This window comes from Delftia sp. BGA-UO-ETr-SB1 (assembly GCF_059567865.1).
Genome location: NZ_JCAQOW010000006.1, coordinates 1,275,942 through 1,287,773 on the forward strand (window position 1 = coordinate 1,275,942; position 11,832 = coordinate 1,287,773).

At 62.4% G+C, this 11,832-nt stretch carries 13 protein-coding genes and 1 tRNA gene; 6 read left to right on the forward strand and 8 right to left on the reverse strand.

All coding sequences use genetic code 11. From position 1 onward, the window contains the following. Positions 1-144 precede the first annotated feature (144 nt). Together AC57B5_RS24545 and AC57B5_RS24550 are read left to right on the forward strand one after the other, a co-directional pair. Positions 145-1,101, forward strand: coding sequence for an ATP-binding protein (locus AC57B5_RS24545; protein WP_123690462.1), 957 nt, complete (start codon positions 145-147; stop codon positions 1,099-1,101). 50 nt (positions 1,102-1,151) lie between these two features. Continuing rightward, complete coding sequence (locus tag AC57B5_RS24550; protein ID WP_065345741.1) at positions 1,152-1,670, forward strand: (deoxy)nucleoside triphosphate pyrophosphohydrolase; 519 nt, start codon at positions 1,152-1,154, stop codon at positions 1,668-1,670. Positions 1,671-1,680: 10 nt separating this feature from the next. On the opposite strand, the gene AC57B5_RS24555 is transcribed toward AC57B5_RS24550, so the two are convergent. The 8 genes from AC57B5_RS24555 to AC57B5_RS24590 form a co-directional block, all read right to left on the reverse strand. Then, positions 1,681-1,917 (reverse strand): DNA gyrase inhibitor YacG, encoded by a 237-nt coding sequence (locus AC57B5_RS24555; protein WP_123691054.1) that lies wholly within the window; start codon positions 1,915-1,917, stop codon positions 1,681-1,683. A gap of 17 nt (positions 1,918-1,934) precedes the next feature. Then, positions 1,935-2,690 carry a cell division protein ZapD gene (zapD, locus tag AC57B5_RS24560; protein WP_012207290.1) on the reverse strand — a complete coding sequence of 252 codons (756 nt, stop codon included), beginning with the start codon at positions 2,688-2,690 and terminating at the stop codon, positions 1,935-1,937. 89 nt (positions 2,691-2,779) lie between these two features. Continuing rightward, the gene (coaE, locus tag AC57B5_RS24565; protein ID WP_496400520.1) at positions 2,780-3,424 is read right to left on the reverse strand and encodes a dephospho-CoA kinase; all 645 of its coding nucleotides are present in this window, start codon (positions 3,422-3,424) and stop codon (positions 2,780-2,782) included. Positions 3,425-3,438: 14 nt separating this feature from the next. Further along, complete coding sequence (locus AC57B5_RS24570; protein ID WP_496400521.1) at positions 3,439-4,326, reverse strand: prepilin peptidase; 888 nt, start codon at positions 4,324-4,326, stop codon at positions 3,439-3,441. After that, positions 4,326-5,543, reverse strand: coding sequence for a type II secretion system F family protein (locus AC57B5_RS24575; protein ID WP_239972261.1), 1,218 nt, complete (start codon positions 5,541-5,543; stop codon positions 4,326-4,328). Before AC57B5_RS24575 ends, AC57B5_RS24570 begins: the two co-directional genes overlap by 1 nt. Positions 5,544-5,581: 38 nt before the next feature. Further along, the gene (gene pilB / locus AC57B5_RS24580; protein ID WP_496400522.1) at positions 5,582-7,324 is read right to left on the reverse strand and encodes a type IV-A pilus assembly ATPase PilB; all 1,743 of its coding nucleotides are present in this window, start codon (positions 7,322-7,324) and stop codon (positions 5,582-5,584) included. 130 nt (positions 7,325-7,454) lie between these two features. Continuing rightward, positions 7,455-7,531, reverse strand: a tRNA-Pro gene (locus tag AC57B5_RS24585). A 33-nt stretch (positions 7,532-7,564) separates the two neighbouring features. Next, positions 7,565-8,494 (reverse strand): polyprenyl synthetase family protein, encoded by a 930-nt coding sequence (locus AC57B5_RS24590; protein ID WP_496400873.1) that lies wholly within the window; start codon positions 8,492-8,494, stop codon positions 7,565-7,567. Positions 8,495-8,724: 230 nt separating this feature from the next. Here AC57B5_RS24590 and rplU point away from each other — a divergent pair, with 230 nt between their 5' ends. The 4 genes from rplU to proB all read left to right on the forward strand — a co-directional run bounded on the left by rplU (position 8,725) and on the right by proB (position 11,806). Then, a complete protein-coding gene (gene rplU / locus AC57B5_RS24595) occupies positions 8,725-9,036 on the forward strand; it encodes a 50S ribosomal protein L21 (protein WP_012207284.1) in 312 nt (103 codons plus the stop codon). Between the two features lie 15 nt (positions 9,037-9,051). Next, positions 9,052-9,309 (forward strand): 50S ribosomal protein L27, encoded by a 258-nt coding sequence (gene rpmA, locus AC57B5_RS24600; protein ID WP_012207283.1) that lies wholly within the window; start codon positions 9,052-9,054, stop codon positions 9,307-9,309. A gap of 149 nt (positions 9,310-9,458) precedes the next feature. After that, positions 9,459-10,574 carry an Obg family GTPase CgtA gene (cgtA, locus tag AC57B5_RS24605; RefSeq protein WP_012207282.1) on the forward strand — a complete coding sequence of 372 codons (1,116 nt, stop codon included), beginning with the start codon at positions 9,459-9,461 and terminating at the stop codon, positions 10,572-10,574. A gap of 83 nt (positions 10,575-10,657) precedes the next feature. Next, the gene (gene proB, locus AC57B5_RS24610; RefSeq protein ID WP_012207281.1) at positions 10,658-11,806 is read left to right on the forward strand and encodes a glutamate 5-kinase; all 1,149 of its coding nucleotides are present in this window, start codon (positions 10,658-10,660) and stop codon (positions 11,804-11,806) included. The last annotated feature ends 26 nt before the right edge of the window (positions 11,807-11,832 follow it).

Sequence of the window (11,832 nt, forward strand, 5' to 3'; positions counted from 1 at the left end):
GGCAGCCCCAGGCCTTGTGCCTGGCTGCTGCCAGCTTTCAATGGCGGCCGGCGCGCAAAAGCTCTGGCGTTGGCATGAGATCCATCTCGATTCCCGGGCATATCCAGCGTCGGTGGCCGTGAGATCCGTATTCGAGAGACATCCATGACATTGCCCACAGAAGCCGTCGCCGCCCCCTTGCTGCAACTCGTGCAGCGCGCCGAGCAGCTGATGCAGCGCATCGAGGCCATCCTGCCCCAGCCGCTGCAATCCCCCGCAGATTGGAATACCGCCATCGCCTGGCGCTATCGCAAGCGCGCCAACGGCTGCGGCCTGCTGGAGCCCGTGCGCCACGTCGGCGCCATGCAACTGTCCGACTTGCAGAACATCGATGTGCAAAAGGACAAGATCGCGCGCAACACCGAGCAGTTCGTGACCGGCCGCACGGCCAACAACGTGCTGCTCACCGGTGCGCGCGGCACGGGCAAATCTTCGCTGATCCGTGCCTGCCTGCATGCCTTTTCTGCGCAGGGGCTGCGCCTGATTGAGGTGGACAAGGCCGATCTGACGGACCTGCCCGACATCGTCGATGTGGTGGCCGGCCGGCCCGAGAAGTTCATCATCTATTGCGACGATCTGAGCTTTGAGGAAGGCGAGCCTGGCTACAAGGCCCTGAAGTCCATTCTGGATGGATCAGTCAGCGCCGCCAGCCCGAACGTGCTGGTCTATGCGACCAGCAATCGCCGCCACCTGCTGCCGGAGTACCAGTCCGAGAATCTGACCTACCAGCGCGGCGAGGATGGCGAGCTGCATCCCGGCGAGGTGATTGAGGAAAAGATCTCGCTGTCCGAGCGTTTCGGCCTGTGGGTGAGCTTCTATCCCTTCAGCCAGGACGAGTACCTGCGCGTGGTGGCGCAATGGCTGGAGGCCCTGGGACTGGACCAGGCCACGATCGAGGCCGCGCGTCCTGAGGCCCTGGTCTGGGCGCTGGAGCGTGGCTCGCGCAGCGGCCGTGTGGCCCATCAGTTCGCCCGTGACTATGCGGGCCGCGCCGAGCGCCCGAACCAGCGCCAGACCGGCATCGCCGATGTCCAAGGGCTGGCCGAAGAGGCCGAGCTCTGACAAGCCTGCTGCCTGGCCTTGGGGCCGGGCGGTTTTTTGCGAAAGATCAAGTGACTGAAAAAGAAATCTCCCTGAACACCGGCGCCGATGCTGCCCAGTCTCAACCGCCGTCTCAAGCGCCGGCCCAGCGCAAGCACACAGAAGTCGCCGTTGGCGTGCTCCTGCGCGAGTCCGATGGTGCGCTGCTGATCACCAGCCGGCCGCCGGGCAAGCCCTATGCCGGCTATTGGGAGTTCCCTGGTGGGAAGATCGAATCCGGCGAGACCGTGGAGCAGGCATTGCGTCGCGAGCTTCAGGAAGAGCTGGGCGTCGAGATCGCAGCAGCCCCCGTCTGGAAGGTGACCGAGCATGACTATCCGCATGCCCTGGTGCGCCTGCACTGGTGCAAGATCACGCGTTGGAGCGGGGAGTTCGAGATGCGAGAAGGCCAGCAGATGGCCTGGCAGCAACTTCCGCTGCAGGTGCAGCCGGTGCTGCCTGGCGCCTATCCGGTGCTGCAATGGCTCAGCGAGGAACGCGGGCTGCCTTTTGATGCCGGCTTCTACGAGGCAGGCCAACCGAAAGTCTGATCAGGCCTGATCAGGGTTCAGTACGAGGATCGCCGAAGGGCGAATCCTCGGGAGGCATGGGCGCAGGCACGCGGAATTCCTCGTTGGCCCAGGCGCCCAGGTCGATCTGGTAGCAGCGCTCGCTGCAAAAGGGCCGAAAGCGGTTGGCCGGCGCGAACAGGCTGGGGCCGCTGCAGGTCGGGCAGCGCACCGTGGGCCCTGCGGATGCGGATGATGCATCGACAGAGGGCGTGGCTTTCGTGGACATGCCGGCAGTCTTTTTCATCAGCTGCAAAGCGTGACCTCGAACGAGGCATCTTCGCTGCAAGGCTGGGGTTTGGCGCCGCTCTCGGGGCGAAGCAGGCGCACTGAAACCAGCAGGCGGTTGCCGCTGATTTCCGGAACAAGATTCAATGCCGGGTCTATGCGAAGGCGCAGCAGCTGAAAGCTGCGACCGGGCGGCATGGCCTGCTGGAACACGCCCTTTTCTGCGGCCACCCATTGCGGCACACCGGTTTCGCGCAGCATCTTGAGCAGCAGCTGCAGCGACTGACCCAGCGGGGTCAGTGTGCTGGCCCAGTCCTCCAGATCACGCAGTCGCACCTGGGGGTCATGGAACTGCCAGGCGTGATAGGCCGGCAAATCGAAACCGCAGGTGCCGCCAGGGATGCCGATGCGGCTGCGCACGGCCATCAGCCATTCGTTGTCGGTCAGGGACTGGCCGGCCTTTCCGTTCTGGGCATTGAGCTGGGCAAAGCACTGCTCCACATGGCGGGACACCTGGTCGAGCATGTGCTCGGCGATATCGGGGTTGCCGCGCAGGCTGTCGAGCAGGCTCTTGTGGCGTTCGAGGTCCTTGAGCACGTCCGTCTTCAAGTCGGTGCGTGCTGCCACATCCATGATCTCGAAGATGGTGACCAGCGCGAAATGGTGATCGATGGAATGAGCGCGCGACAGCAGCTCGCCCAGGCGGCGATACAGCTGCTCCAGCCTGAGGTAGGTCCTCAGGCGCTCATTGAAAGGATATTCGTACAGGATCACGCTTGCTGGGCTCCTCGGGGTGCTCAGGAATCAGCTGTCTACGTCGTGCACATGCTGAATTACACGCACAGGCCAAGCCATGGCGTGCATCATAGCCCGAACCATGCCGAGATTCGATCGGTGCATGCGTGCAAAGCCTCTATCGTCATGGCTTCGTCGTTGTAGAGCACCCAGTCGGCTGCCGCCAGCCGTGCCGCGCGGGTGGCCTGGGCGGCGATGATGGCTTGCACGGCATCGCGGGGCAATCCGTTGCGGGCCATGACGCGTGCGATCTGTGTTTCCGTCCGGCAGTCCACGACCAGCACGGCATCGAGCAGGGCAGGCCAGCGGCCGGACTCCACAAGCAGCGGGATGTCATGCACGATGAGCGCGCATCCGGCATCGGTGGCCTGCTGGACTTCAAGGGCCGTTTGCCGAGCCACCAGGGGGTGGATGATGGCTTCCAGCTGCTGGCGTGCGGCAGGCTGCTGGAAGACCAGTTCGCGCATGCGCGCACGGTCCAGAGCACCGTTCGCATCGATCAGTCCAGGTCCGAAGATGCGCGCAATCTCGGGCAATGCGGCGCCTGCCGGGGCGGTGAGGCTGCGCGAGATCTGGTCGGCATCGATGATGCTTGCTCCGCGCAAGGCAAGCTGTGCGGCCACGGTGCTCTTGCCGCTGCCGATGCCGCCGGTCAGGCCCAGCCGGAAAGGGCGCGGGTGCGGACGTGGTGGCGGGGCGTTGCTGGATTCCATGCCGCAGTGTCGGATCAAAGACCGATGGCCGCCAACAGGGATTGCAGCATCTGCTGGGGTCCGAACACCATGGCGGCAAAGCCGGCGCCCGCAAGAAAGGGGCCAAAGGGAACATAGCCACCTTCGCGCAGGCGGCTGTTGATCTTTAGCGCAATGCCCACGACGGCGCCAATCACGGACGAGATCAGGATGATGGGCACGAGTGCCTGCCAGCCGAACCAGGCGCCCAGCGCGGCAAACAGCTTGAAGTCGCCGTAGCCCATGCCTTCCTTGCCGGTGGCCAGCTTGAAGGCCCAGTAAACCAGCCACAGCGAAAGATAGCCCGCTGCGGCACCCCAGACCGCGTCGGCCAGAGGCACGGCGGTCCAGTGCAGTGCCGATGAAAGCAGCCCGGCCCACAGCAAGGGCAGGGTGATGTCGTCGGGGAGCAGTGTGGTATCCCAGTCGATCAGCGCCAGGCTCAGCAAGGCGGCGCTGAACAGGCACCAGATGGCGCCCGTGGGCGTGATGCCCCATTGCATCGTGCAGTAGGCGAATAGCGCAGCGCAGGCCAGTTCCACCAGCGGGTAGCGGATGCTGATCGATGCCTTGCATTCCGAGCACCGGCCCCGCAGCGCCAGATAGCTGAGCACGGGAATGTTCTCGTACCAGTGGATGGCATGGCCGCAATGCGGGCAGCGCGAGCGGGGGCGGCTCAGGCTCAGGGGAGCCTCGGCAGGGGCAGTCGCAGCAGCAGAGGGAGGCGCGGCGCCGGATTGCTCCTGTGCCCATTGGGCGCATTCCGCGTTCCATTGCTGTTCCATCATGCGTGGCAGCCTGTGCACCACCACGTTGAGAAAGCTGCCCACCAGCAGGCCAAGCAGGCCGCCCAACGCGGCCTGCATCCAGGGATCCAAGGGCATCAAACCACCTGGCCCAGCTTGAAGATGGGCAGGTACATCGAAACCACGATGCCGCCGATCAGGGTGCCCAGGAAGACGATGATGATGGGTTCCATCAGGCTGGACAGGCCGGCCACCATGTCATCGACTTCCTCTTCGTAGAAATCGGCTGCCTTGCCAAGCATGTGGTCGATGGAGCCGGATTCCTCGCCGATGGCGCACATCTGCAGCACCATGGAGGGAAAGACGTTGGCATTGGTCATGGCCACCGTGAGGCTGGTACCGGTGGAGACTTGCTGCTGGATCTGTTCCGTGGCATTGGCGTAGACGGCATTGCCGGATGCGCCGCCGACGGAGTCAAGCGCCTCGACCAAGGGAACGCCTGCGGCAAACATGGTCGACAGCGTACGTGTCCAGCGTGCCACACAGGATTTCTCGATCAACACGCCGAAGACCGGCACCTTCAGCAGCGTGCGGTCCATGAACTGCTGCATGCGCTCGTTGCGCTTCCAGGCCTGCATGAAGAAGTAGAAGCCGCCACCTATCACGCCGAAGATCACCCACCACCATTGGACAAAAATGTCACTGATGCCCATCACAAATAGCGTTGGGGCCGGCAGATCCGCTCCGAACGAGCTGAACACTTCCTTGAAGGCTGGGATCACGAAAATCATGATGATGGTCACGACGACGAAGGCCACGACGATCACTGAGGCCGGATACATCAGTGCTGACTTGATCTTGGACTTGATGGCCTCGGTCTTCTCCATGTAGGTGGCCAGGCGGTCCAGCAAGGCTTCCAGAATACCGGCAGCTTCGCCTGCCTCCACCAGATTGCAGTAGAGGCTGTCGAAGTAAAGGGGGTGCTTGCGATAGGCCGCATTCAGTGAGGTGCCGGTCTCCACGTCGGAGCGGATATCGGCCAGCAGGCGCGTCACACTGGGGTTGGTATTGCCGCGCCCGACGATGTCGAAGGCCTGCAGCAGCGGGACGCCGGCCTTCATCATCGTGGCCATCTGGCGCGTGAACAGCGCGATGTCCTTGGGCTTGATCCTCTTGCCGCCGCGCGTACGGCGCTTCTTGATCTTGCTGGGAAGCACGCCCTGGCGGCGCAGCATGGCCTGGACCTGATTGATGCCTCCGGCCCGGGTTTCGCCGCGGACGATCTTGCCGTTGCGATCCTTGCCCTCCCATTCAAAGACAAATTCCTTGATTCCCTTGGACGCGGCTGTGGCCATCGTGCTCCCTCGTTTGTTGTCTGCGCTGTCCGCGCTATCTACTCGTTGGTGACTGCCAGCACTTCTTCGAGCGAGGTCAGTCCTAGTCTGGCCTTGTGCAGTCCGGATCCGCGCAGAGACCGCACGCCTTCACGCTTGGCCTGTGCCGCGATCTCCAGTGCGCTGCCGTCCTGCAGGATGATGCGCTGGATTTCTTCGCTGATCGGCATCACCTGGTAGATGCCGACGCGTCCCTTGTAGCCGTTGTTGCATGCCTGGCAGCCCACGGGCTTGTAGGTGACCCAGCTGCCATCGATGTCCGCCTCGTCATAGCCCGCCTCCAGCAGCGCCTCCCGCGGGATATCCGCAGGCTCCTTGCACTGGGGGCACAGGCGCCTGGCCAGCCGCTGGGCGGTGATCAGAATCACGCTCGATGCGATGTTGAAGGGGGCAATGCCCATGTTGCGCATGCGCGTCAACGTGGTCGGTGCATCGTTGGTGTGCAGCGTGGACAGCACCAAGTGGCCGGTCTGCGCGGCCTTGATCGAGATGTCGGCGGTTTCCAGGTCGCGGATTTCGCCGACCATGATGATGTCGGGATCCTGGCGCAGAAAGGCCTTGAGCGCCGTCGCAAAGGAGAGGCCTGCCTTTTCGTTCACATTGACCTGGTTGACGCCGGGCAGGTTGATTTCCGAGGGGTCTTCTGCAGTCGCGATGTTCACGCCGGCCTTGTTCAGCAGGTTCAGGCAGGTGTACAGCGACACTGTCTTTCCCGAGCCGGTGGGGCCTGTGACCAGAATCATTCCGTAGGGGCGTCCGATGGCTTCAAGCAGTCGGGCCTTTTCTTCGGGTTCATAGCCCAAGGCGTCAATGCCCAGCTTGGCCGAGCTCGGGTCCAGAATACGGATCACGATCTTCTCGCCGAAGAGCGTGGGCAGAGTGCTCACGCGAAAGTCGATAACGCGGTCCGGGCCGACCTTGAGCTTCATGCGCCCGTCCTGCGGGACACGCTTCTCCGAGATGTCCATGCGCGAGATCACCTTGATGCGTGAGGCCAGCTTCTCCTTGATGGCAATGGGCGGCGAGGCGATTTCACGCAGCTCGCCGTCAATGCGGAAGCGCACGCGGTAGGTGTGCTCGTATGGCTCGAAGTGCAAGTCCGATGCACGCATGTTGAATGCGTCAAGCAGCATTCTGTGCAGAAATTTGACGACGGGTGCATCTTCGACATCTGATGCGGCCTTGTTGTCTTTTTCCTCGGTGATTTCTTCAGGCTTGAGGTCGCCAAACTCGAAGTCACCGCCAGCGCTGTAGCTTTCCAGCGCCTCTGTGGTGCTCTTGCTTTGTTGTGATATTAAACGGTCCAGCTTATCCGCTTCGACGATGATCCAGTCCACGCCAAGCTGGGTGGTGAATTTAATCTGTTCGGCCGCTTCCTGCTGCGTAGGATCAGCCGTAGCCACAGTGAGGCGATTCCCTCGCTTGCTCAAGGGGAGGACGCGATAGCTGCTGATGATTTTTGCATCAAGCAACTCCTGAGGCAGGCGTGTGGCGTCGATGGCATCGAGATCGAGCAGCGGCGCGCTGAACATGGTCGAAACCGTCTCCGCCACTTCCAGCGCTGAAAGGGTGCCAGCGCTGCTCAGTTCAGCAAGGAATGAGGTGCGATTGGCGGTGGCCTTGCTGGCCGCCGCTTCTGCCGCCTGTTGCGATACCTTGCCTGCTGATATCAGGGCTCGCCCGATGCCGGGGAGCGATGCAACAGCGGAAGCATTCTTGAGCGAGGAGTCAGCAACAGCCATGTAGCAAGACGTTTGAGAGGAAAGGACATTTATCCTATCATCCCTGAAGGCTTGAAAGGCCAGACGCACTGTTGCGCACCCAGGTCTTGAACCTGGCTCAATGGTGGCGTGGTGGTGAAGTGACCAGAAATGGTCGGGGTGAGAGGATTCGAACCTCCGGCCTCTACGTCCCGAACGTAGCGCTCTACCAGGCTAAGCTACACCCCGTCGCTTTTGTAGACAAAGCAATGCAGCCTGAAATCAGGTGCGTCGCTCCAAAAGCTGAGAGGCTAATTGTAGCAAACTTGCCGTATGCAAATTGCTCGGGAGCGCATTTATTGCGTCGATGGCGCGGCGTGCCTCGGCGTGTGCAGCTTCGCGTGCCACGTCCAGCGCGCCTGTGCTGCGCACGATATCCACCACGGCAGACAACTGCTCGGTTGAGCCCTGCTCGATGGCGTTGCGCACGATGGCAGCCTGCTCCGGAGTGCCGCGCTGCATGGCGGCAATCAGCGGCAGGGTGCACTTGCCTTCGCGCAGGTCGTCGCCCAGGTTCTTGCCCATTTCCTGGGTGTCGCCTGTGTAGTCGAGCACGTCGTCAATGATCTGGAAGGCGGTGCCCAGGGCCTGGCCATAGATGGCGCATGCCTGTTCGATCTCGCGGGGGGCGTCGGCCAGCACGGCGCCCAACTGTGCGCTGGCCTCGAACAACTGGGCGGTCTTGGAGCGGATGACGTGCAGGTAGCCGGCTTCATCCAGCGAGGCATCATGCGTGTTGATGAGCTGCTGCACCTCGCCCTCGGCGATCACGTTGGTGGCGTCCGAGAGGATCTTGAGCACACGCATGCTGCCCACTTCCACCATCATCTGGAAGGAGCGCGAGTGCAGGAAGTCGCCGACCAGCACGCTGGCCGGATTGCCGAAGGTCTCGTTGGCCGTCGGGCGGCCACGGCGCAGGGTGGACTCGTCCACCACGTCGTCGTGCAGCAAGGTGGCGGTATGAATCAGCTCGACCACGGCCGCCAGGACATGCCTGTCCCTGCCTTCGTAGCCCAGCGCATTGCAGACCATGAGCAGCAAGGCCGGGCGAAGGCGCTTGCCGCCGGCAGCGATGATGTACTGGGAGATCTGGGCAATCAGCGGGACGGTGGTCGTCAGGCGCTGGGCGATCACATGATCCACCTCGCGCATGTCGTCAGTGATCAGGGCAAGCGGATTGGGGGTGGAGAGAGCTGTGGTCAAGGTACTGTGGCCGCCAAGTGGATCGGCAATTATAGGAAGAGCGATCCCGCCTGCGGCCCGCCCTGGCGGTTGTTTGGGCGCGGGGTGGGAGCGCTTCATGCAAAGAATGTGAGTGCGTGCTAGAATCTCCGGCTTCCGTGGAAATTCGTTCGCGGAACTCTCAAATTCAAGAGGTTTAAATGTACGCAGTCATAAAAACCGGCGGCAAGCAGTATCGCGTTGCAGCCGGCGAAAAGATCAAGGTAGAACAGATTGCTGCGGACGTAGGCCAAGAAGTTGTGATCGATCAGGTTCTGGCAGTCGGCAACGGCGCTGAAATCAAGGTCGGCACACCTCTGGTGTCCGGTGCGTCTGTCAAGGCAACCGTGGTTGCTCACGGCAAGCACGACAAAGTGCACATCTTCAAGATGCGCCGTCGTAAGCATTATCAGAAGCGCCAAGGCCATCGCCAGCAGTTCACAGAGCTGCAGATCGTGGCGATCGCTGCTTAATTCAGGAGCTGAGTCATGGCACAGAAAAAAGGCGGCGGCTCTACGCGAAACGGGCGCGATTCCAAGCCCAAAATGCTCGGCGTGAAGGCTTTCGGTGGTGAACTGATCACGGCCGGCTCGATCATCGTGCGCCAACGTGGCACCAAGTTCCATCCCGGCGACAACGTCGGCGTGGGCAAGGACCACACCCTGTACGCTCTGGTGGACGGCCACGTGTCGTTTGCTGTCAAGGGTGCACTGTCCAAGCACACGGTCAATGTGACGGCTGCCTAAGCCCTGTCACTTCGACGCTCGAAGCCCCGACCTGTCGGGGCTTTGTCGTTTCAGGAGGGTTGTGCATCGTGCCTTCGCCCTCTTTTCCGTCTCTGAGGTGTGGCCTGGGGCTGTCTGGTGCACACTGCTTTTTGTAAACTGGATGCCTCATGAAGTTCGTCGACGAAGCTTATATCGACATTTCCGCCGGTGACGGCGGCAATGGCTGCGTGTCATTCCGGCACGAAAAATACAAGGAATTTGGCGGTCCCGATGGTGGAGACGGTGGCCGTGGCGGCCATGTCTACGCGGTGGCCGATGTCAACCTCAACACTCTGGTGGACTACCGCTTCTCGCGCCGGCATGATGCCACGCGCGGTGAGCACGGCAAGGGCTCGGACATGTTTGGTGCGGCTGGCAACGACATCACGCTGCGCATGCCGGTTGGCACCATCATCAGCGATGCCGAAACCGGCGAGGTGCTCTACGAACTGCTGACGGCCGGTGAGGTGGTCACCATTGCCAAGGGTGGCGACGGCGGCTACGGCAACCTGCGCTTCAAGAGCGCCATCAACCGCGCGCCTCGGCAAAAGACACCGGGCTGGCCTGGCGAGCGCAAGAATCTCAAGCTGGAGCTCAAGGTGCTGGCCGACGTGGGCCTGCTGGGCATGCCCAATGCGGGAAAGTCCACCTTCATTGCCGCGGTCTCCAATGCGCGCCCCAAGATTGCCGACTACCCGTTCACCACGCTGCATCCCAATTTGGGCGTGGTGCGCGTCGCTGCCGAGCAGAGCTTTGTGGTGGCCGACATCCCTGGCCTGATCGAAGGCGCCTCGGAAGGTGCGGGCCTGGGTCACCAGTTCCTGCGCCATCTGCAGCGCACCCGATTGCTGCTGCATGTGGTGGACCTGGCGCCGTTCGATGACAGCGTGGATCCTGTGGCCCAGGCCAAGGCCATCGTGGGCGAGCTGCAGAAGTACGATGCCGAGCTGTACAACAAGCCGCGCTGGCTGGTGCTCAACAAGCTGGACATGGTGCCGGCCGAGGAGCGTGCCGCCCGCGTCAAGGACTTCGTCAAGCGCTTCAAGTGGAAGGGTCCGGTCTTCGAGATTTCCGCCCTGACGCGCGAAGGCTGTGAAGTGCTGATCCGCACCATCTACAAACATGTGCATGAGCAGCAGCAGATCGAGGCCGGTCCCAAGGAAATCGATCCGCGCTTCGTCGAAGTCGAGGGTGATGGCGTGGATCTCACCGATCCGCGTTTTGCTCCCCGCGATTCCGAGTAAGAGCCGCCTGCCGCTCCCATCGCCTTGATCACAACAGCGGCGCGGCCTGCCTGGGCCTGCGCTGCAAGAATCACTATCCATCCATGTCTTCCAACTTGTTGCGTGATGCCCATCGCATCGTGGTCAAGGTCGGCTCCAGCCTGGTGACCAATGAAGGTCGCGGTCTTGATGAGGCCGCCATCCAGGAGTGGAGCCGCCAGCTGGCGGCCCTGGTGCGCGGGGATGAAAGCCATGGCGGTCAGCGGCGTGAGGTGATCATGGTCTCCAGCGGCGCGGTGGCTGAAGGCATGAAGCGCCTTGGCTGGGCCGCGCGGCCCAAGGAGATCCATGAGCTGCAGGCCGCTGCAGCCGTGGGCCAGATGGGGCTGATACAGATGTACGAGTCCAAGCTGCGCGAGCAGGGCATGGGCAGTGCCCAGGTGCTGCTCACGCATGCCGACCTGGCGGACCGCGAGCGCTATCTGAATGCGCGCAACACCTTGCTGACGCTGCTGGAGCTGGGCATCGTGCCGGTGATCAACGAGAACGACACCGTGGTCAACGATGAGATCAAGTTCGGCGACAACGACACCCTGGGTGCTTTGGTGGCCAACCTGATCGAAGCCGATGCCCTGGTCATCCTGACCGATCAGCGAGGCCTTTACAGCGCCGATCCGCGCAGCAATCCCGATGCGCGTTTCATCGACGTGGCAAATGCCGGCGATCCTGCACTGGAGGAGATGGCGGGCGGCGCGGGCTCGTCCATCGGCAAGGGTGGGATGATCACCAAGATCCTCGCGGCCAAGCGTGCGGCGGGGTCGGGTGCTTCAACCGTCATCGCCTGGGGCCGTGAACAGGACGTGCTGGTGCGTCTGGCTGCTGGCGAGTCCATTGGCACGCTGCTCGTGGCGCAGACCCACAAGAACCAGGCGCGCAAGCAGTGGATTGCCGACCATCTGCAACTGCGCGGTTCCGTGTCCGTGGATGCCGGTGCCGTGGCCAAGCTGCGCGACGAAGGCAAGAGCCTGCTTCCCATCGGCATGGTGAATGTGGATGGCGAATTCGCCCGCGGCGATGTGATTGCCGTGCGCGATGCGCTGGGCATCGAGGTGGCGCGCGGTCTGGCCAACTATGCAAGTGCTGAGGCGCGCCTGCTTTGTCGTAAGAGCTCGGTGGAGATCGAGCGCCTGTTGGGCTATTCCGCAGGCCCGGAGATGGTGCACCGCGACAACATGGTGATTGCCGGGCACTGATGCCTGCGCAATCGGGGCAAAGAAAA

What these genes read in the sequence shown, in the direction of transcription:
- pilB (WP_496400522.1), bottom strand. Translation starts at nt 7,324, where the DNA reads ATGGCTGTTGCTGACTCCTCGCTCAAGAATGCTTCCGCTGTTGCATCG.
- cgtA (WP_012207282.1), top strand. Translation starts at nt 9,459, where the DNA reads ATGAAGTTCGTCGACGAAGCTTATATCGACATTTCCGCCGGTGACGGC.
- AC57B5_RS24555 (WP_123691054.1), bottom strand. Translation starts at nt 1,917, where the DNA reads ATGTCCACGAAAGCCACGCCCTCTGTCGATGCATCATCCGCATCCGCA.
- AC57B5_RS24545 (WP_123690462.1), top strand. Translation starts at nt 145, where the DNA reads ATGACATTGCCCACAGAAGCCGTCGCCGCCCCCTTGCTGCAACTCGTG.
- proB (WP_012207281.1), top strand. Translation starts at nt 10,658, where the DNA reads ATGTCTTCCAACTTGTTGCGTGATGCCCATCGCATCGTGGTCAAGGTC.
- rpmA (WP_012207283.1), top strand. Translation starts at nt 9,052, where the DNA reads ATGGCACAGAAAAAAGGCGGCGGCTCTACGCGAAACGGGCGCGATTCC.
- rplU (WP_012207284.1), top strand. Translation starts at nt 8,725, where the DNA reads ATGTACGCAGTCATAAAAACCGGCGGCAAGCAGTATCGCGTTGCAGCC.
- AC57B5_RS24570 (WP_496400521.1), bottom strand. Translation starts at nt 4,326, where the DNA reads ATGCCCTTGGATCCCTGGATGCAGGCCGCGTTGGGCGGCCTGCTTGGC.
- AC57B5_RS24575 (WP_239972261.1), bottom strand. Translation starts at nt 5,543, where the DNA reads ATGGCCACAGCCGCGTCCAAGGGAATCAAGGAATTTGTCTTTGAATGG.
- coaE (WP_496400520.1), bottom strand. Translation starts at nt 3,424, where the DNA reads ATGGAATCCAGCAACGCCCCGCCACCACGTCCGCACCCGCGCCCTTTC.
- AC57B5_RS24590 (WP_496400873.1), bottom strand. Translation starts at nt 8,494, where the DNA reads ATGCGCGAGGTGGATCATGTGATCGCCCAGCGCCTGACGACCACCGTC.